General features: G+C 48.8%; 18 protein-coding genes. 3 read left to right on the top strand and 15 right to left on the bottom strand.

Going from position 1 to position 19586, the window contains the following annotated elements; all coding sequences use genetic code 11:
* Positions 1-2457 (top strand): DEAD/DEAH box helicase (locus F4Y39_01430; GenBank protein MYC12367.1); only part of this gene is annotated, 2457 nt, incomplete at its 5' end.
* A gap of 43 nt (positions 2458-2500) precedes the next feature.
* Here F4Y39_01430 and F4Y39_01425 read toward each other — a convergent pair.
* The 13 genes from F4Y39_01425 to F4Y39_01365 form a co-directional block, all read right to left on the bottom strand.
* Positions 2501-3196 carry a hypothetical protein gene (locus tag F4Y39_01425; protein MYC12366.1) on the bottom strand — a complete coding sequence of 232 codons (696 nt, stop codon included), beginning with the start codon at positions 3194-3196 and terminating at the stop codon, positions 2501-2503.
* A gap of 12 nt (positions 3197-3208) precedes the next feature.
* Positions 3209-4177, bottom strand: coding sequence for a restriction endonuclease (locus F4Y39_01420; protein MYC12365.1), 969 nt, complete (start codon positions 4175-4177; stop codon positions 3209-3211).
* 96 nt (positions 4178-4273) lie between these two features.
* Entirely contained in the window at positions 4274-5002 is a 729-nt protein-coding gene (locus F4Y39_01415) for a haloacid dehalogenase type II (protein ID MYC12364.1), read from the bottom strand.
* 2 nt (positions 5003-5004) lie between these two features.
* Entirely contained in the window at positions 5005-5712 is a 708-nt protein-coding gene (locus F4Y39_01410; GenBank protein MYC12363.1) for a haloacid dehalogenase type II, read from the bottom strand.
* Positions 5713-6810: an LLM class flavin-dependent oxidoreductase gene (locus F4Y39_01405; GenBank protein ID MYC12362.1), complete on the bottom strand. Its 1098-nt coding sequence runs from the start codon at positions 6808-6810 to the stop codon at positions 5713-5715.
* Positions 6811-6862: 52 nt separating this feature from the next.
* Positions 6863-7570 carry an inosine monophosphate cyclohydrolase gene (locus F4Y39_01400; GenBank protein ID MYC12361.1) on the bottom strand — a complete coding sequence of 236 codons (708 nt, stop codon included), beginning with the start codon at positions 7568-7570 and terminating at the stop codon, positions 6863-6865.
* Positions 7567-8025, bottom strand: a complete 459-nt coding sequence (locus F4Y39_01395; protein MYC12360.1) for a hypothetical protein — start codon at positions 8023-8025, stop codon at positions 7567-7569. Before F4Y39_01395 ends, F4Y39_01400 begins: the two co-directional genes overlap by 4 nt.
* The gene (locus F4Y39_01390) at positions 8015-8326 is read right to left on the bottom strand and encodes a nucleotidyltransferase domain-containing protein (GenBank protein ID MYC12359.1); all 312 of its coding nucleotides are present in this window, start codon (positions 8324-8326) and stop codon (positions 8015-8017) included. The genes F4Y39_01395 and F4Y39_01390 overlap by 11 nt, the downstream gene beginning before the upstream one ends.
* Positions 8323-11175 carry an insulinase family protein gene (locus F4Y39_01385; GenBank protein MYC12358.1) on the bottom strand — a complete coding sequence of 951 codons (2853 nt, stop codon included), beginning with the start codon at positions 11173-11175 and terminating at the stop codon, positions 8323-8325. Before F4Y39_01385 ends, F4Y39_01390 begins: the two co-directional genes overlap by 4 nt.
* Positions 11176-11198: 23 nt before the next feature.
* Entirely contained in the window at positions 11199-12536 is a 1338-nt protein-coding gene (locus F4Y39_01380) for a glutamate-5-semialdehyde dehydrogenase (protein ID MYC12357.1), read from the bottom strand.
* Between the two features lie 21 nt (positions 12537-12557).
* On the bottom strand, positions 12558-14033 hold the full coding sequence (locus tag F4Y39_01375; GenBank protein ID MYC12356.1) for a CoA-acylating methylmalonate-semialdehyde dehydrogenase: 1476 nt from the start codon (positions 14031-14033) through the stop codon (positions 12558-12560).
* Between the two features lie 15 nt (positions 14034-14048).
* Complete coding sequence (locus F4Y39_01370) at positions 14049-15506, bottom strand: sulfatase-like hydrolase/transferase (GenBank protein ID MYC12355.1); 1458 nt, start codon at positions 15504-15506, stop codon at positions 14049-14051.
* A gap of 7 nt (positions 15507-15513) precedes the next feature.
* Entirely contained in the window at positions 15514-16038 is a 525-nt protein-coding gene (locus tag F4Y39_01365; GenBank protein MYC12354.1) for a cupin domain-containing protein, read from the bottom strand.
* Between the two features lie 174 nt (positions 16039-16212).
* On the opposite strand from F4Y39_01365, the gene F4Y39_01360 reads away from it, so the two are divergent.
* Positions 16213-17097 carry a DUF488 domain-containing protein gene (locus F4Y39_01360; GenBank protein ID MYC12353.1) on the top strand — a complete coding sequence of 295 codons (885 nt, stop codon included), beginning with the start codon at positions 16213-16215 and terminating at the stop codon, positions 17095-17097.
* Positions 17098-17210: 113 nt separating this feature from the next.
* A complete protein-coding gene (locus F4Y39_01355) occupies positions 17211-17555 on the top strand; it encodes a hypothetical protein (protein MYC12352.1) in 345 nt (114 codons plus the stop codon).
* Between the two features lie 17 nt (positions 17556-17572).
* On the opposite strand, the gene F4Y39_01350 is transcribed toward F4Y39_01355, so the two are convergent.
* Positions 17573-18661: a TIM barrel protein gene (locus F4Y39_01350; GenBank protein MYC12351.1), complete on the bottom strand. Its 1089-nt coding sequence runs from the start codon at positions 18659-18661 to the stop codon at positions 17573-17575.
* Positions 18481-19482: a Gfo/Idh/MocA family oxidoreductase gene (locus F4Y39_01345; protein ID MYC12350.1), complete on the bottom strand. Its 1002-nt coding sequence runs from the start codon at positions 19480-19482 to the stop codon at positions 18481-18483. The genes F4Y39_01350 and F4Y39_01345 overlap by 181 nt, the downstream gene beginning before the upstream one ends.
* Between the last annotated feature and the right edge of the window lie 104 nt (positions 19483-19586).

The raw sequence follows: 19586 nt of genomic DNA, 5'->3' as shown, positions 1-19586 counted from the left end.
GATGTTACTAATCTACTCGCATTATTTGAATATTTAGACCGTCATGGATCACACATTGATCTACGTCCCGTTCAAAAGGAAGTATTATCAGCAATAAACGGACGGCGCGACGAAAAAGACTTGGTATTAAAGGTTAGCACTGGAGCGGGTAAAACAGCGGTGGCTCTGCTTTATCTCCAATCTCATATGGAGAAATCAGGCAAGCCTGTTGTTTACTTGTGTCCCACAGTTCAATTGGTAGAGCAAGTTCACGAAGAGGCACAGAAACTTGGAATCAGATCAGTGATCTATCCTGCAGGGGAACCACATCCAGATTTCGAGGGAACCAGAGGAAGAGCAATAATAATCTGTACCTATGACAAGCTTTTCAATGCGAAAACGACCTTCAACCGTCGCGATGTGCATTTAAGACCATATGCTATAGTGCTAGATGATGCCCACGCAGGGGTTGAGGAAATTCGGGATGCATTCAAATTGCAGATTTTGGAAGGTGAAGTACTCAAGAATCTACTCGAACTTTTAGATGCTCCGTGCCGGAAATACAAACTGGGTTTGTGGACTGATATAAGAAGGGATGATCCGTTTGCGGCAATTGAAGTTCCTTACTGGATCTGGGAACCACTTTTGGATGACATCCAGCAAATTCTTGCAGACAAATTAGATGAAAAATCGCTTACATTTATCTGGCCTCACATCCGTGATATTCTCCGTTGGTGTCGATGCATTGTATCGGGTTCAGGTATTGAAATTATACCGGATGTTCTTCCTATCCACGAAAGTGCTGCATATAGTGAGGCCGAACATCGTCTATTTATGTCTGCAACCCTTGCTGATGACTCGGTTCTTATACGAGAACTTAGCTGTGAATATTCCGCAGCAAGTAATCCGGTTCTACCTAAATCCGACAAAGGGCTTGGTGAACGGATGGTTTTAGCACCATCGTTATTTGATCCCAATCTTGATCGGTATTGGGTTATGGATCTCTGTAGGAGAGCATCAAAAAGACAGCGGGTTGTTGTTCTTGCATCCAATGAAGCCGATGCAAGACTTTGGAAACCATATGGTGCAAAGGTTGTATTGGGAGGTGAAGTGGGAGACGCAATTAAGAAATTACGTGGAGGCGTCCCGGACTCTAATATCATTGTTTTTGTTCAGCGATATGATGGTGTCGATCTTCCTGATAATGCTTGCCGCATACTCGTGATCGATGGAATGCCTTATGGTGAAAGTATTGCGGACAAATATGACAGTAGTCAAATGGCAATCCCTGGTGGTGTCAGAAATAGGCTTATCTATCGCATTGAGCAGGGAATGGGTAGGGCTGTGCGTTCGCACGCAGATTATGCAGTGATTATTCTTGCAGGACCTGTTCTTGCTAATTTTATTGCCAAGCACGAAGTTGTTGAAGAGATGAACCCAGATACACGAGCACAATTGAAACTGGCACTGGATCTTGCAGAACTCGCTCGCAAAGATGAACAAGATCCAGATAAATTATTGATAGATATGATTGGCCAATGTCTAAATAGAGATGAAGGATGGAAGCAGTATTATGCAGAAAATATCGAGAGCGAAAAAAATAAAAAAAAGGATAGCGCACATTTAAGTATGGCAGACGCTGAACGTCAAGCCTTTAATATGGCTTTGGCCAATAATGAATTGGATGCTGTTGATCTTCTGCGTAGAGCTATAGATGATAACGATCTAAGTGTAAAAGAAGCTGGATGGTATTTGCAGAAAGTGGCGAATTATATGCACAATGTTGATCCAGGAGAAGCTCTGGAGGTCCAGAGAGCAGCAAATAAAAAAAATAACTCGCTATTATGTCCTCCTGGTGTTACCCGTAGGCCATCACTTCCAGGCAAATTTGAAACACAGACTGAAATGGTAAAATGGTTCAAAGAGTTCGAAAATCCGAATGGTGCTATCGCCAAAATACAGGAAATGCGTGCACAATTATCTTACGAAGTAAGCCCGAGAATTTTTGAAAAGGCATTGATGGAGTTGGCCGCACTCTTGGGCGCAAAAGGTTCCAGACCTGAAGAAGATTTCAATGAAGGACCTGATAATCTGTGGTTGTGGCCTAAGATGAGTTTAGTTATTGAAGCTAAGAATAGGAACCAAAAATCTTTGCACAAAAAAGATGCAGGACAATTATTTCATAGCGTGGAATGGTTTAAACAGAGTTATTCTACAAGACAAAACTCTATTCCTATTATCATAGCCAAGATTTCAGTTGCCGATCCAAAAGTGCTATTTCCAGAAGGAACCCGAGTGATTACATCTGAAAAGATGGAGCGATTACTAAACAGATTAGAACAATTTTATCAAAATTTAGTAAACGATCCATCGTTGCTGAAACAACCCAAAGAGATTTTAAAGTTGCAGACCAGTATCGGCATTTCTCCGGAGCAATTCATTAGAGGATACACTGTGGCAGTGATAAAATCCAGGTGACAAGAGTAGTAGGAAAAGGGTACCTAACTCCCTAAGCCCAAAATCATTCTGGTATAGGAGATGAGATAAAAGCAAGGAATCCCTTAGCCATTTCAGTCGTGCGTGAAGCGAACATCCCCTGACCGGTCATTGTAATGTGAAGAGAATCGATGTTCATCAAACCTCTATAATGCAAGTCCCTCACAACCTGATCGTAGAAATCTCGCTGTCCACGTAGTTCCTCAAACGTGAATTCCAGAAGAGTATCTGGACCACCGCTATTCCATTTTGGGTAACTGATATTATGCTGGCTTCCCCAGATTTTAGGATCATCAAAGAAGTGAAGCACCCTCAAATGCCAGGATGTAAGTTCATCAATGAAATTGAGGAACATTAATTGTCTATCGTCTTCCAGGGCTTCTGGCATCGCGGCATTCAATACAGCATTGCGGAGTGCTTCCAGTTTTTCCTGTTGATGATTGCGGATAGCAACCTGAGTTGCGTGCATCACAACAGTAATAAATGTCTCGTTTTGTGAAAGATCCTCTATTCGGAACTCATCAACCACCCCCTCCAGTGACTTGAGCCTTTTGGCAATATCATCAAGCCATTGATTGCGTCGCTTCTCCAGAGGCAGTGCTACCATAGAGATTAGTTCGGTAGCCGCTCCACCGATAACAGGGACACCAGCTATGACTGCTTTTATCAGGGTGTAGACTACATCCCGTTTTTCGGGTTCAGGTCTCTCTAAGTCAGTCATAATTTCATTACTCTATGTAGGCCAATATATTTTGGTTAGAGGTAACAATGTCTTTGTTTCTGAATCAAAATTGTCATAGTATTGGATAACCAATTGAACAAGCATATCTGAGTCAACCACCATTATAGGAATGGATGATCGCTCCGCTTCATACTTTGCATCTTTAGTAAAGCCACCCGTTGAAACATAAAGGCCCCGATCCGTCCCACGCAATCCACCAGTAAAGCTGCGTATTTCTTGAGATCCCATTTGCCCACTAGATCGATGTTTAACTTCCACCTTGATCCGAGGTTCCTCAAGTCCTAACCCATCTGGCGAGGCCTGAATATCTTTACCCCGATCAGTTCCTCTTGGCGATACAATGGTCTTATATCCCATTGCCCTCAAAATGCCTGCAACAAGCTCCTGCATTTCTTCCCAATCGAGTTCAAGAATTTTATCCTTAATAAACTCGTGTGCATTTGAGAACAAATCTTCTCTGAGGGTGTCCTGATCATCTTGCTCTTCTTCCTCTGTTAGAGCTTCTTTTTTCCCTTCTAACCGGTCAAGAATCTCTTTTTGAGCATCTTTCCCAACATCGAAGATTGTCGAAATTGCACCCAATGTATTTCTTGTCGAAGCAGATAAGCTATCCCGATCTACTTCACCAAGCCACTTTACATCCCGAGTATGAGGTAGCGAAAACTTATCATCATACCTGTAATCTGAAATTATCTCGCCGACCAAATACGTCCTTTTATCCGTATCAGAGGATAGGGTAAAGCCACCTTTCCTAAATTCAAATCGAAAGCGAGCGACCTGACCAGTCCATATCGCTCTGGCACGAGGTTTCTCGTGATCATAAGTCTTGTCAATTAGCTGCTTGATATCGTCTTTATTCTTCAGATTTGACAGATCACCCAGTTCCTGCCAGCCAATCGCTACGATCTTCTTTTTTCGAAAGTCGTCAATCAAGTATGCCCCTTGTCCGGCACGTACCATCCACATCATTTTATTCATAGATATACTCCTCTAACGCCTTTTCACCTGTTGGGTTTTACGAGCTTGTTAGATAAGCTGTTTAAAAATTATTGGGAGTTAAGAAAGCGTCGAAAAAGTCTTTTGATGTGCCTTTACGAGATCTGCCATGCTGTTGAATTGAAAATTGTAGTTTGGCATTTCGCCCGGGTCTCTGGTCGCGCCGAAGCCTTCTTCATTGGAGCGCCTGTATATCCAACAGGTGGCGAGTCCGTTTTTGTTCGCGGGTATGTGATCGTGGAATAGGCTTTCTGCGGTGTGTAGTATTTCCGTTTTTTCAATGCCGAGCGATTTGAGGTGTTCCAGCATGTATTTGAAGTTTCGATCCGCGGGTTTGTACGATCCTATGTCTTCCGCCGTGTATATTGCGTCAAATTCGACACCGAGACGGTCGTTGCTGTATTTAAAGCTGTTGTTATCGACGTTGGACAGAATTACGAGTTTGTAGTGCTTTTTGAGATATTGTAGCGCATCGGGAGAATCGGAAAATGCCGGCCATTGTTTTATCGATTGGCCATAAGCGGTGCACTCATCGGGTGTGACGGCGATGCCCCATTCTTCGGCGAGGCGTTTATATACGATGGCGAGGAGTTCGGAATAGCGCATGCCCGGCGTCCAGGCTTGTTGTGTTGATTCGTGTCGCGCGTGTGTTTGAAGAATTTCATTGCGCGACAATTTTCGTTTGACCTTTGATAGGAGTGGCTCCAGTCCTTTGATCATCCCGGATTCCCAATCGATAAGCGTGCCATAGCAATCGAATGTGAGGACTTTGAAATCGGTGAGTTTCATTTTCAATAACACCCCAGTTGATCGGCGAGGTCGTGAAAGTCATGGGCTATGATGTCGAAGTCCAAATCGGGGGGTAAGTCTTTTTTGGCGTTGGGTCCTCGCTCAAAAGGTCGGAATACATAAGCCGTTTTCATGCCGACTCGCGCTGCATGGTGCAGGTCGCCCTGATGGGCGGCGACCATCATGACTTCCTGGGGTTCACAACTGAGCAGTTCGATGGCTTTCAAATAGGTCTCGGCGTCGGGTTTGTAATGTCCGGCCAATTCGGCGGATAAGATGCAATCCCAGGGCAGTCCGCCGTATTTCGCCATGTTGGCGAGTAGCGATACGTTGCCGTTTGATAGTGTGGCGATCAGGTACCGCGATTTTAACCGCCATAAGCCGCCTGCGGCATCGGGCCAGGGATCGAGGCGATGCCAGACGCGATTGAAGTCCGCGATTTCTTCTTCGGATAATCCCGATATGCCGAATTTTTTCAGGAGTTCGTCCAGGATCATGCGGTGCAGGTCGTCGATTTTTGTCCAGGGTAATTCGCCCGTGCGCACGCGATTCATGGATGGGCCATAGCCCCCGCGCCACGCATCGGCAAATGCGGCCCAATCAATGTCCAATCCCTTGCGCTCGCCCAATCGCTCGCCGTCGCGGATGACCGAACTGCGCCAATCGACGACTGTGCCGAATACGTCAAATGTCAATGCTTTGAGTGTCATCTAAGGTCCTGCGCCCACTGCTTTGTTCAAAGCTGGCATTAGTTCACGGGCGAATAATTCCATGCTGTATATCCAACTATCTTTGTCGTCCCAGTCGTAGCCCATTAGCACGAGAGTGCCAAAGGGACCGGTTTCCTCGAACAGGTCCAGCAAGCGACGCAGTGCTTCATCGACGTCGCCAGCGATGATCTGTTCGGTCATCAAATAGTCCAGATTGCACTCGGAATCGGGCATGTCCAGATCGCGCTTGTACACTTGGCGCCCCAGGCCTCTGTCGAATAGGCGTCCGATGTATTCGTAATTTTTTGCCAGGGAATTGTGCCGCGCCTTTTTCACGGCTTCGGCTGTGGTGTCGGCGAGAAAGATTGAACGGGCGATTTTCCAGTCGGTCCGCTGCGGTTGTCGTCCCGCCTGCAGGGCGCTCTGTTCGTAGATCTGCCAGTTGTCGGCTACCACGTTGCCCGATATCAGGCAGGCGGAAAAGGGCTGGAAGCCGCGCTCGCCAGCTGTTTGCATGCTGTGTGAGTTGCGGCTCATTCCCGGCATGGCGATGGGCGGGTGGGGCTGTTGAAAGGGTTTGTGGATGAAGCCGATCTGGGTTTCTTCGTCAATATTGTCTTTGAGCTGGAATTGCCAGTATTTCCCCCGGTGCTCATAGGGTGGATCCGATGTCCACAAGTTGAGGATGGCGTCAATGGCTTCTCCGGTCATTGCGCCGCCCGATTTGGGATCCAGACCGTACAGTTCCTGGTCTGAAGTGACACTGCCCGGTCCAAAGCACAGATTGAGCCGACCTTTGGCCAGGTGATCCAGGAAAGATAGACGACTGGCGACATAGGCGGGGTGGTGCAGGTTCAAACAGACCGGTGCCGGTCCCAGGCGGATGCTCTGGGTCTCACCCAGGGCGCGTCCGATGAAAATTTCGGGCGTGACAATGGTTTCGTATTTCATGGTGTGGTGTTCACCGATCCAAAATTCATCAAAGCCCAGTTCCTCGGCTTTGACAACGAGCTCCAGATCCTCGTCAAATCCCTGACTCAACGGTTTGTCCGGGGCGTGGAAAGGCATGATGAACATACCGTATTTGATGGGTTCCATAGCGGTGCTCCTTCCTGCGGGTTTTTATCCTGAAAATCCTTTCATCCTGCTTTTATCCTGATCCGTATTTGTTCACGATTACCAGATCAGAGGTCTCGGGGTGGATGAATTTTACGAGTAGCGAGACGCGATTGTCTTCGTCTAATAGATTCCAGAATACATCGGCGGTTTGCTGTATGTCGTCGAATAATTCGACGGCATAAGGCTCTCCTTTGAATGAGGGCAGGGGATTGCCGTCATCTGTGTATGTTGTGATACAGTGGCCCGTGCCGGGGATCGCGGTTTCATAGTCGAAGAATTGGCGCGAACAATAGCGCGCATCACCACCAACGGTTTTTAAGACTGATAGTCGATAGGCATGGGAATCGTCCAGGTCGGTAAGGCCAGAGATGCGCGGTGTGAAATTGGGGGCGTCGGGTTCATAAGTGCGGGTTTTGAGGGCGGATTCAAATGAGCCGCCGTTTTGCAGGGTATGGACAATGGTGTCGGTCTGATCGCCATTTGTGACGATATGCGCGTTGCCCAGTACGCGGATGGGGTAATACATGGTTAGCGGATCGATGTTATGGGATTTATCCACGGTGTCGGTTTTGACCGCGTCGCCTTCCCGCACAAATACGCGGTTGCGGCTGCTCGGACTGCGTCCCATGATCCAGTAGATTTGAACCATACAGGTGCCATCGGGCGTTTGTCCTATTGCGATACCACGACCGGGATAAGTGGCGTTTTTCAGGCGATTCATATCAATATCTATGTTCATGTTGTGGTTTGCAGAAAGTTTTCAATCTCTTGTTTGGTTATATCCCAGGTGTCACGCAAATCAATAATCAAATCTCGCATCTCATCCCACTCCAAAATATAAGCGTATGAGTGGCGGAAGAAATGTCTAAAAGCCAGATAAGATTCGAGTTTCTGTCGCGTACTTTCCGAGATCACTGCACTGCGGCTGTCTGTTGGCCTAGCGATCTGTTCCAAGAGATCCATGTGCCAGCGATTACCAATAGGCACTTCGGCACCCATACGTTTGACAATTACAAGGAAGATTCCCTCTAAGCCTGTATAAAATGAATGAAGGACAGTACCCAGAGCAGATAGCTCTATGAGGTCTGGTTCTGCCGTCTCCGATTTGCTGAGTAATGAATCGAATTTTATGAAGATGTCCTGGATATCTTCAATCTCGGATCGGATTTGATCACGTCCTGTATCATTCAACATGGACAAGTAACCCGTATTTTTCTAAGAAACTGGAGAGATGTGTTTCATTATCCAGATTGATGAGGTCAACAGGGTGGTTTAATTGCATTAGAAGTTTTCCAAGTAATGGAAAAAAATGCTGTGGTGGACAGCCTCGAATCCCGATATCAATATCTGAGCCTTTGCGTGGCCGACCTTCTGCCAAAGATCCGAAGAGATGTATCTCTCGACAGCCGCCCGCCTTCAGTATTTCTATGGCTTGTCTAATATCTTCCTGGTATTCGGCAGGAAATTGGCTCAATTCTGATACATGCGTTTTCATTTTTCCGCCATCCCTTCTTCGGGTAATAGGACGAATCGCGCGTAGTTTTCCAGGTTGAAGTATTGCTGTGTTGATTTCTGCACGTGTTCTGCTGTGAGTTTTTTGATGACTTCGTCTTCATACGTTAGCCACGCCATCAAGTCCATCTCATTCTGGTAATACGTACTCAGCGTTCTGCGCCAGTAACCGTTTTCTTTTTTGTTGGTTTCTCGACCCCGCAGATCCATTTCGGTCACTTTGTCGATGTAGGATTGTTCGACGGGTTTTTGTTTCATGCTGTCAATTTGGGCAAAAACGAGTTGTGTCAATTCTTCCAACCGTTCGGGATCGCATCCAAAGCTGATTGAGATGCTGTATCGGCCTTCGGGCCAACGAGAGAGAGATGTGCGCACGCCAACGCCGTACGTGCCGCCCTCGTCTTCTCGGAGTAATTCTCGAAGTTTTATCTGCAAGACGTCGCCCATTGAGCCAAAGACATACCGCCTGAATCGATCGTTGTAATCAATAGGTCCCGTGAAAATCAAACTCGTTTGACTTTTGGGTTCTTGTCCCCGTTTCACGGTTTTTTCAATGACGCCTTTTGGCGCTCTGACGCCTGTGTTGCGCCAGGTTTCTCCGCGGTTGAGCGCGGGCAAGCCGCCCAGATAGGTTTCTATCAGCGGTTTTATTTTTTCTGGCTCAAAGTTGCCGACAAATACAAATGTGAAGTCACTGGCATCGGCAAATCGGTCTTTGTAAAATGCCAGCGATTTTTGCAGGTTCATTTCTTTTAGGATTTCGTTTGATAGCGGGCGTGACCTGACGTGGTATTGAGACATGGTAACTTGAATCGTATCGTAATAAGCTGTTGTTGGCCTCATATCTCGATTTTGCAACCTGCCCCGATAGCGGTCCAGTAGTGCTTGAAATGCCAGAGAGTCGGCACGCGGTTCCTTGAAGATGAGATAGATGAGTTGAAACATGGTTTCTACGTCTTCGGGAGACGCGCTACCCGATACGCCCTCGCTGAGGCTGCTGATGCGGGGCGATACGCGCACGACTTTGCCGGCGAGTTTTTTATTGAGTTCAATTTGATTGAATTTTCCCAGACCGCTTTCCATTATGGCTGATGTCGCTGTGGATGCCGCCATGTAGTTTTCATCGCTTGATAGAGAATGACCGCCCGGGCTGAAGGATGTGAATAGGATTTCATCGTTTTTGAAGTCCGTGGGCTTCATGACGACTTTTACCCCATTGCTCAAGGCCCATTCTGTGACGCCAAAGGTGTCGATTGTTGTTTCGCGTACGACCTTTCCCGGCGTTGGGATATTCGCGATGAGGGGGTCGTCGGATACATCTTCCACATAGGGTTCGACATCTTTTTGCTGGACTTCGTTGATTATGTTTAACAAGTCCGCTTCGGAAGGTACAGGTAGGCTGTCTTTTTCGGGTGCGCTGACTACGATGACGCGGTTTTTGTCGGTGATCCATTCGCCGACGAGGCGGTTGATTTCTTCGACTTGAATGCTCGGGAGTAATTCACGAAATAGATCGCGTTCGATTTCAATGCCCGGAATGGGTTCGCCTGTCAATATGTGACGGATGTATTCCGATGCAAAACCGCGCGAACGGCGTCTGTCGCGCTCGCGATAAGATTGTTCGATGCTGCGCAACATGTTGGTTTTTAAGCGATCTACTTCGGGTTGCGTAAATCCGTGGCGTTGGACGCGAATGGCTTCTGTTAAGACGGCTTCCAGGCCGCGTTCAATTCCTCCTTCTTTGACGCCTGCGCCCAGGATGTATGCAGCTTTGGTTCTGACGAGGTTTCCGCGGCTGGAGCCTGCGCCCAGAAATGGTGGATTGGGTTTTTTGGTTATTTCTCTAAATCGCTGATTGAGCATGCTATTGAACATGTTGCGAATGAGCATGCTGCGATAATCTTCTACTGTTCCTTCGGGTGCGACATCTTGCATGAAATAGATAGCGATGGAAGATTGAGAATTTTCCGGGTCGGTTGTAATCGCAAACAGGGTTTCACCGTGGTCGGGAACCGTATAAGCGGTTCGCGCGCGGGGATTATCTGCTTTTGGTATTGGGTCAAAGGTCTTTTTGATCAGGGTTTCAATCGCGTCTGTTTCAAAGTCTCCCACTGCAATGACTGCCATGAGGTCGGGGCGATACCAGTCGCGGTAAAAGCGCGTGAGGGATTCGTGCTTAAATGTGTCGAGCAATGCTTTTTTGCCGATGGGCAAACGCTCGGCATAACGCGAGTCTTTGAGTAAGACTGGCAATTGTTTGTCGCGCATGCGCGCTCTGGCTCCGCGTCCCGAACGCCATTCTTCTATGACCACGCCTCTTTCTTTTTCGATTTCTTCAGGGTCAAATTTTACCCGATGCGCCCAGTCGCCCAGGATGCGAAATGCTTTTTCCATTACTTCGGTGCTGTCTGTGGGCATGCGAAGCATATAGACGGTCTCGTCAAAACTCGTGTAGGCATTTAAGTGCGCGCCAAAGCGCATGCCAATGCTTTCGAGGAAATCGATTATTTCCTGTTTGGGGAAGTTGGCCGTGCCATTAAATGCCATGTGTTCGGCAAAGTGCGCCAGTCCCTGCTGGTCTTCGTCTTCCAGAATGGATCCCGCATTGACTACGAGGCGCAATTCGGCGCGGTTTTCCGGTCGTTTGTTTTCCCGGATTACGTAGCGAAGCCCATTTGCCAGTTTGCCCGTTCGCACAGCAGGATCGATGGGCAGGGTGGGGGATGGTGGTTGGGGAGCTGGATGTTGAGGTGTTTCAACTTCTGTCTGCGTTGTTGCACACGAGGTTATGACACACGCGCAGCAAAGTAGAATGAAGTAGTTCCTGATCATGATGTTCCCTTTTATTTGAGTTATTATTCCGGACGCCAGGCTACATCCAGTTTGCGATGTGTAAATGTTTTGGCATTTTCGCCGATGTAATCGTCCGCAATGTGTCCTTCACCTGTTACCACGTATTTGTAGATGACGAGGCCTTCCAGACCGACGGGTCCACGGCTGTGCAGGCGGTTGGTGCTGATGCCCACTTCGGCGCCGAGGCCGTAGCGAAATCCGTCGGCAAACCGGGTTGACGCATTGTGTATGACGGATGCCGAATCCACGGCTTGCAAAAATCTCTTCGCAGCTTGCTGGTCTTCGGTTACAATCGAGTCGGTGTGGTGGCTGCTGTATTCGTTGATGTGGGCGATTGCTTCTTCGACCGAATCGACGACTTTGACGGATAGGACATAGTCGAGGTATTCGGTTGACCAGTCGCTGTCACTGGCCGGGGTCAGGGCATCTGCGCTGGCGGCGAGGTCCAGGGTGCGGGCGTCGCCGCGGATTAGAACGCCCTGGTCGGTGAGTTGTTGAATTGCCGTGGCGAAGAAGTTTCTGGCAATTTCGGCGTGTACCAGCAGGGTTTCGGCGGCGTTGCAGACGGCTGCGTACTGTGTCTTGGAGTCGATGGCGATGCGCACGGCTTTTTTCAGGTCGGCGTCTTTATCTACGTACACATGGCAGATGCCGTCGGCGTGCCCCATGACGGGGATTTTTGTGTTGTTCATGATGTGTTGCACGAATTCATTGCCGCCGCGCGGAATGATCAGGTCGATGAGGTCGTGTAATTCGAGAATGCCCGCGACCTCTTCTCGCGTTTCCAGAAGGTGCATCCATCCTTCGGGGATGCCGTCCAGGTCAGCCGTTGCAGCGACCATAATTTCGGCCAGTGCGCGGTTGGTGTGAAATGCTTCGCTGCCGCCTTTGAGCATGACGGCATTGCCCGATTTTAGACATAAGGTCGCGATTTGCACCAGTGCGTCGGGGCGCGATTCAAAGACCACGCCGATTACGCCGATTGGGACGGTTACGCGATAGAGGTTGAGGCCTTCGTCCAATTCGGTCGCGGCCTGCGTTTTGCCAATGGGGTCTTCTTGGGCTGCGACACTGCGGACGCCAACTATTATTTCACTGTCCAGCTTTTCATCATCTACTTTCAGGCGCTTGATCAGGGGGAGGGTGATTTCTCCCTGTGCCAGCATTTTTTCTGCTGCCGCCTGATCGCGTTTGTTGGCGTCTAAAATGCGATCGCGATTAACATGCAATGCCTGTGCTATGGCCTCGAGCGCGGCATTGCGCTGTTTTTTCGTTGCCTGACTCAATGTTAGAGCAGCCTGCCGCGCAGTTCTCGCCGCAGCTTTGATATCATCTGCCATGTTTCCTCCTGAAATATCTAACTAAAAGAATTGCCGCTTTGTGTCAATCCATCGGCTGATTGTCACTTTTTGTCGGGTGAAGAACGATATGCCTTCGGTGCCCTGTACATGTAAATCGCCGAAGAAGGAATTGTTCCACCCGGAGAAGGGGAAGAATGCCATGGGCGCGGGGACGCCGATGTTGATGCCGACCATGCCGGCGTTTACTTCGTGGCGAAATTTGCGCGCGGCTCCGCCACTGGATGTGAATAGTACGGCTGCGTTGCCATATCCGCTGGCATTGCACCGGGCAATGGCTCCGCTCAGGTCGTCTGTGTGCATGGTCGATAATACGGGTCCGAAGATTTCTTCCCGCGCAATGGACATCTGGGGTTTTACCCGATCGAAAATTGTGGCACCGAGGTAGAATCCATGCGGTGTTTCTTCGATCTGTACATCGCGTCCATCTACGATCAGTTCTGCGCCTTCTCGCAATCCGTTTTCAATATGTTGATGGATGCGGTCCAGATGCGTTTTGGTCACTACTGGTCCCATATCTACACCGGGGTCGCGGTCGGTTGGTCCCACCCGAAATTCGCGTGCGGTTTCACTGAGCGGTTCCAGGAAACGGTCGCCCGCGCCTTCGGCACAGACGAGGACACTGCCAGCCATGCACCGTTCTCCAGCGCAGCCATAAGCGGAGCCCATTACGGCAGCTACGGTTGAGTCCAGGTCGGCGTCGGGCAATACGATTAAGTAATTTTTCGCGCCACCGGCTGATTGTACGCGTTTGCCATTGCGGGTGGCTGTTTCATAGACATAGCGCGCCACGGGTGTTGATCCGACGAATGAAATGGTTTTCACTTCGGGGTGGGCGAGCAGGGCATCTACCGCGTCTTTTCCACCGTGTGCGATGTTGAATACGCCGGGCGGTAATCCGGCTTCGGCCAATAATTCGCCAATTCGAATCGCGCTCAATGGTACGCGCTCCGATGGCTTTAATACGTAGGTGTTGCCACATACCAGGGCAATGGGCAATGTCCACATGGGTACCATAGATGGAAAGTTGAATGGCGTGATGCCCACGGATACGCCTATGGGTTGTCGGATGGTGTCGCAATCAATCCCCTGTGCGATATTTTCCAGCGAGTCGCCCATCAAGAGCGCAGGCGCACCACAGGCAAATTCCGCGACTTCGATTCCGCGTCGAATTTCGCCTCGCGCATCCTCTATGGTTTTGCCGTTTTCGAGGGTTACGAGTTGGGCCAATTCCTCGAAGTGGGTTTCCATGAGTGCGACGAGCCTGAACATCACGCGCGCGCGGTCAACGGCCGGTGTATTTGCCCATTCGGGAAATGCGTCTGCGGCTGATTGCACTACGCGATCTATTTCTAACACGCCACACAAGGGTGTTGCGGCAATTTCTGTTCCATCCGATGGGTTGTAAACCGGTACGGTTTCCGTTGCTTCAGATGCCACCCATTCGCCATTGAGGAATAATTTGACTGTTTCGGCCATGATTAGCTCCTGTGCTCACTCCGATCCGTGTTGTCGAAATTTTGGTGCTTCACCGGGTACGGGCGAGTTGTCAAATGCGCCCCGATGGATTACGGCTTCTTTGCCACCCAGAGATTCAATCATTTCTCGTTGCGAGGTTTTGGCCCGGGTATCCACAGCTTCGGGATCGATGAGGTCGCGCAATTCGCGTTCAAAATTTTCCAGGACTTCTCGGTGATCGGACGACTGCGCGAGGTCGCGGCACTCTTCTGGGTCGTCTATTGTATCGAATAATTGCGGCGGGTTATTGACGTGATATATGTATTTGTATTGTCGATTTCGCAACATATACGCCCCGTGCTGTGCACCTATCGCGTGGTATTCGCTAAATACTGTGCGGTCGCGGTCTTCTTCCCGTGCAATGGACCACAGTGATTCGCCCGGCAACTCTGCGTCGTCTTCGGTTTGTTGCGCGCCCACGGCTTCCAAAATTGTCGGGAAGCTATCGACGAGCGAGACAGGCGTTTCCACGACTTTGCCCGCGGGGACGTCGGGACCTGCCATCAAAAAGGGTACGGCGGCCGATTCTTCATACATGGTAAATTTGCCGTATATGCCGCGTCCACCCAGGTGTTCACCGTGATCTGTTGTATAGATTATGCGGGTTGTGTCGGTTAGTTCCAGTTCGTCCAGGGTATTTAGTACCCGACCAATTTGCCGATCCAGGTATGTGCATACGCCGTAGTACGCCGCATTTAGTTGCCGCACGATGGCTTCGGGGAATTGGGGATCAAATGTGAAGAGTCGCCTGAAATAGTCCATTGCGGGATGATCGGGCCAGTCCTCTGTGCGCCATTGCGGCGGCATGGGCAATTCGTCCGGGGCGTAGATGTCGTATGCGTCTGGCGGCGAAATATACGGCGGATGTGGGCACACAAATGATAAAAACAGGCACCAGGGTTTTTCGTCGTGCCAATGCTCTTGCAGCCACTTTATCGCGTTGTCTGCGTTGCGCTGGTCGTATTGCAAATACGTCGAGTCGCCCGGTCCCGCTTCTCGAATTCCCGGTCGTTTGTTGCGATAGGGCGGCTGTTCCCGGATGCAGGCCAGTACATCGCCCATGCCATCGACGACGTTTAATGGTTCGATTTCTTCGGTGAATCCGTGATCCGTGCCCTGGCCCTTAAAGTGCAATTTGCCTATTGATGTGGCGTTAAAATCCTGCTCGCGCAAGCGGTGGTGCCAGCTTGGCGTATCTCCGATGTATGGATGTCCATTATCCCAGTTGCCTATCTGATGTACGTAGCGTCCCGTGGCCAGAGATGCACGCGCCGGTACGCAAATTGGACAGTTGGTGTAGGCATTGGTAAATCGCGTGCCCTGTTCGGATAGCCGATCCAGGTTGGGGGTTTGTACCATCGGGTGACCATAACATCCGAGTAGATTGCGATTGTGTTGATCGGATATGATGTAGAGCATGTTTGTCGGTTGCATAAAGACCTCATTTTTTCCATAAATTCATTACGGCACCATTTGTTCCAAAGACCGGATCGGATGCGGGCATTGGTACTTTGGGTATATTTTCCAGCGCGTGTTTGTGTTCACGGGCACTTTCTCGACACAGGTCTGGGTGCTGTCCATCGGGATATGCGCCTACGACTAATAGATCTGTACTCGCGCCCAGGTTTTTGTGTCCCACGCCCGCGGGAATTACCATGACATCGCCAGGTTCAATTGTCAAGCGCACGCCCTGTTCACCGCCCATGCATACTCTGGCACTTCCCTGCGCTATACCCAAGACTTCGTGTGCTGTGGCGTGGTAGTGGTGAAAGGGATAAATGCCGTTGCGCCATGAACGCGACCAGCGATTGGCTGCAAATACCTGCTCAAATGCCCGTGCAGGGTCGTTTTCGGGCAGTGATAGAGCGTTTTGATAGACTATGAGTGGGAATGCGCTATTTGGAACCACACCGTCGTCTTGAAAATAATGCGGTGTTATTTGTGCGTCTTTTTGGATGAATTCCATAATTTTCCTTTCGCGTGGATTCAAGGGACTTTAAGTTATTCATCTTGTGTGTTTTGTAAAGAATTAAAGATGGAGGAATTTAAAAGAAAAAACAAATCTTGACAAATGAACATTTGTGCACTAATTTTTTGAAGTGCGTTTATTTTATTCAGGTTGCTCTATGTGGGGTGTTCTATGATGTATTACCGACGAAAAATTCTGCTGGCAGTGGTTGAGGCATTTGGCGGCAGATTAAAGCGGACAGATTTTCAAAAATTGCTCTTTTTGTTTTGCCAATATACCGGGCAGAATTTCTACGATTTTTTCCCATATAAATATGGTGGATTTAGCTTCTTGTCTTATCAAGATAAGAGTCGTCTGGTATCACAAGGCCTTTTAGGTCGGGACGAGGATTTTGAATTTATAGCAGATGTGTCTTTTGTCGAGCAACTCAAGTCAAAAGATCAAGTTGCTCTTAAGACTTTTGTTGCTGAAACAAATGGATTGCGAGGGAATCCACTCATTCGAAAAACCTATCTCGAGTTTCCTGTTTACGCCTGCCAAAGTACGATTCTTTCAGAAATATTAAGCGATGATGAAATTACATCCCTGCAGCCGTGGTGGCAGCGGGATACATCGCCCTGTCTTTTCACAATTGGATATGAAGGTAAAAGCATTGATGCCTATCTTAATCAATTGATTGCCAATAATGTTAAGGCACTCGTTGATGTGCGTAAAAATCCATTATCTATGAAATATGGATTTTCTAAAACGAGATTGCGAAATTATATAGAAAGCGTTGGCCTTCAATATTACCATTTGCCAGAGTTGGGCATTCCATCAAGTTTGCGGCGTGATCTAAATTCATCTGATGCATATCGAGATTTGTTTGAATATTATCGTACGAAAATTTTACCAGACCAGCTCGAAAGTCTCGAAGATGTAAAGACATTGTTGAGCAAACATACGCGTATTGCATTGACGTGCTTTGAAAAAGATCATCACTGCTGTCATCGCAATCAGGTGACGGAATATTTAAAAAAGAACGCAGGTTTTAGCACCCGAGTTAGCCATTTATAGGACTTAAAGAATGAATCTTGAAATTCCCCAGGCAAAGGTGTTCATTACGGTCAAGACCTATCCTCAACCTTCGAGCCGTTATGGAGAACTGGTATGTACAGCGGGATTACTTAATGGCGAATGCCAAAGGGGAAATGCAAACGCGCCAGTATGTGCGAAAACTTCCTTACAAATATTCCTATAGGCTTCTTTCAGAAGGCGATGATCGGCCACGTACAATGATGATTGAGGATTGGGAAATCGGAGCACTGTTCTGGAATTGCTTAAGAAGAACCGATGGGGATGAAGATGCGGCCAACGCGCTTGTTCGTGAAAAATATTTTGATACATTTCTTGAGAAACATGATGTGTATCTTTTTTTAGGTACCACGCTACGACACCATCACGTATCTCTAAATCCCTTCGTGATCGTTGGTGTTTTCTATCCTCCTAAGACACCGCAATTGTCTCTCTTTTAAATCTCGTGACCCACGCTTCATTTTATTAATCTACGCATCACCTCAATGCACTCAGCTACCTGTTTCTCTGGAGATGGGGCGTTATTTTCTTCTTCCAGTACCAGCCAGCCGGTGAATCCTTCTATCGCGTTTCGTAATGCTGATAGGTCTAATACGCCCGTGCCCAATTGTGGTCGGACTGCATGGCCTGCAGCGTCTTCTGAATGGTCTGCGAGGTGGATGATGTGTAGTCTGTCTGAGAGTTCTCTGACCAATGCGATTGCGTCTTTGCCCGCCCGTATGTGATGTCCGGTGTCAAAGGCAAATCCCACGTATGACGGTTCGGTATATGCCGCCAGTTTGACCAGTCCTTCTTGCTCAGATTCCCACCAGTGGTTGTGATAGGCGAGTTGGATACCTTTGGGCGCGCAGTGTTCGCCCAGGAGGTTCAGACCTTCTGCGGTTTTTTTCCACATTTCGTCTGATACGGTTCCCTGTGTTGGTCGCCGTCCGCTGCAAACAATGTACTGTCCGCCAACAGCGGATACAAAGTCGGCGATCTGATCCCCCTCAGTTCTGATTTGTTTGCGGGAGGATTCATCCCAGTGTGCGGCACCGTAATGTGCGCCAATCAGTTCGAGATTGGTTTCGGATAGGATGCGTTTGAATGCTTCGGGGTCTTGAAAATATCGCTCCAGATTTTTCCAATTTGCTTCCAGTCCCCTGAAACACAGCTTTCCGATTTGGTGAACCACTGAGAGGAAGTCCGCTTCGCTGGGGTATATTCCTTTGCCAAATGATCTCGCCTGGCATCCGAGTTTCATTTTGTCTTCCTTCGGTAAAAAAAGCGCGAATAGACGAATAGACGAATAGACGAATAGACGAATGGCAACACTGATTCTGGGAGGATGGGCGGGGTTCGTAGATTCGTAGATTCGCTGATTCGTTAAAGCTCGACTGTGATGGCCTTTCCTTCGCGGGAAGAGAAATATGCACCTTCGCTTACCGCTACTTGTGCGAGTCCATCTCGCAGGCTCGCTCCGGGCGATACATCTGTTCGCCCTTCTTTCACGCATTGCGCGAAATGCGTCCACATGTCTTTCGGTGGCTGTCCCGGTCCCGTCCATTCTCCCGCTTTTAGATCAATTGGTGTTTTGTCTTCGTTAAATCCGAGGTGTGTGACGTATCGGATTCGATTGCGTTCTGTTGCCGAAATATTTCCCCTCAAGCCCGCCATTTGATAGATGTTTTGCATCTGGATGCCCGCCATGCTGCCGGTCATACACACGATTTGTCCGTTTTCGCACCGGGTTGTGATGTTGACGAATTCTACGGCGTCTTTGTCGGGTTTGAACAGGCCGCAACGCTCGTGTCCCATGACTTCTACGGGCAAAGAGCCTGTCCACCACAAAGCGAGGTCCATGGTGTGTGAGAGCGCGTCGAGGATGCCGCTGTAGTGTTCGGGGAAGAAGTACTGCGGGTTAAAAAATCCGCGTTGAAGTGTTACGTTGGTTTGGATCAGGTCGATCTGTGAGGCGAGTGCTTTCATTTCCTGGGCAAAAGCCGTGAAGCGAGATTGATAGCCCACCATTGCTACGACGTTATTTTTTTCTGCAAGTTCACAAATTTCTACGCCCGATTCAATGCTGTCGCAGTATGGCTTTTCGACCAGGAATGGCTTGCCTGCCGCGGCTGCATCGCGCATGACGCCTGCGTGATGTCGCGTGTGCGTCGCAATTGCCAGGGCGTCGATGTCGTCCCGCGCGATGACTTCCCGATGGTCGAGTTCGTATTTTACGTTGAAATTTTCAGCAGCATTTTTGGCGCGTTCTTCATCCAGGTCGCACACGAGTGCGAGTTCGGCTTCATCGCATCCCAATAGTTCGCGAGCATGCGACGGTCCGCGCTGTCCTGTGCCAATGACTGCTACGCGAATTTTGTTTGACATAATACGCTCCTTTCATCCGTGAACATGATTTTGGGAGTAAGAAATAACTACCAATCTCTCGATACGTCAACAAAAATAGCCCGTTCTGTCTTGACAAGTGCTCA

This window comes from Gemmatimonadota bacterium, assembly GCA_009838845.1.
In the GTDB taxonomy this organism is placed as follows: domain Bacteria; phylum Latescibacterota; class UBA2968; order UBA2968; family UBA2968; genus VXRD01.
The sequence above is the reverse complement of the archived record's forward strand: the minus strand, read 5'-3'. Positions and strand labels throughout refer to the sequence as shown.

Coding starts and splice junctions, on each gene's coding strand:
- F4Y39_01380 (MYC12357.1), bottom strand. CDS start 12,536: ATGGCAGATGATATCAAAGCTGCGGCGAGAACTGCGCGGCAGGCTGCT.
- F4Y39_01370 (MYC12355.1), bottom strand. CDS start 15,506: ATGCAACCGACAAACATGCTCTACATCATATCCGATCAACACAATCGC.
- F4Y39_01375 (MYC12356.1), bottom strand. CDS start 14,033: ATGGCCGAAACAGTCAAATTATTCCTCAATGGCGAATGGGTGGCATCT.
- F4Y39_01365 (MYC12354.1), bottom strand. CDS start 16,038: ATGGAATTCATCCAAAAAGACGCACAAATAACACCGCATTATTTTCAA.
- F4Y39_01405 (MYC12362.1), bottom strand. CDS start 6,810: ATGGAACCCATCAAATACGGTATGTTCATCATGCCTTTCCACGCCCCG.
- F4Y39_01390 (MYC12359.1), bottom strand. CDS start 8,326: ATGAAAACGCATGTATCAGAATTGAGCCAATTTCCTGCCGAATACCAG.
- F4Y39_01350 (MYC12351.1), bottom strand. CDS start 18,661: ATGGACGGGACCGGGACAGCCACCGAAAGACATGTGGACGCATTTCGC.
- F4Y39_01420 (MYC12365.1), bottom strand. CDS start 4,177: ATGGTACGTGCCGGACAAGGGGCATACTTGATTGACGACTTTCGAAAA.
- F4Y39_01360 (MYC12353.1), top strand. CDS start 16,213: ATGATGTATTACCGACGAAAAATTCTGCTGGCAGTGGTTGAGGCATTT.
- F4Y39_01400 (MYC12361.1), bottom strand. CDS start 7,570: ATGAACATAGATATTGATATGAATCGCCTGAAAAACGCCACTTATCCC.
- F4Y39_01355 (MYC12352.1), top strand. CDS start 17,211: ATGGCGAATGCCAAAGGGGAAATGCAAACGCGCCAGTATGTGCGAAAA.
- F4Y39_01395 (MYC12360.1), bottom strand. CDS start 8,025: ATGTTGAATGATACAGGACGTGATCAAATCCGATCCGAGATTGAAGAT.
- F4Y39_01425 (MYC12366.1), bottom strand. CDS start 3,196: ATGACTGACTTAGAGAGACCTGAACCCGAAAAACGGGATGTAGTCTAC.
- F4Y39_01410 (MYC12363.1), bottom strand. CDS start 5,712: ATGACACTCAAAGCATTGACATTTGACGTATTCGGCACAGTCGTCGAT.
- F4Y39_01345 (MYC12350.1), bottom strand. CDS start 19,482: ATGTCAAACAAAATTCGCGTAGCAGTCATTGGCACAGGACAGCGCGGA.
- F4Y39_01385 (MYC12358.1), bottom strand. CDS start 11,175: ATGATCAGGAACTACTTCATTCTACTTTGCTGCGCGTGTGTCATAACC.
- F4Y39_01415 (MYC12364.1), bottom strand. CDS start 5,002: ATGAAACTCACCGATTTCAAAGTCCTCACATTCGATTGCTATGGCACG.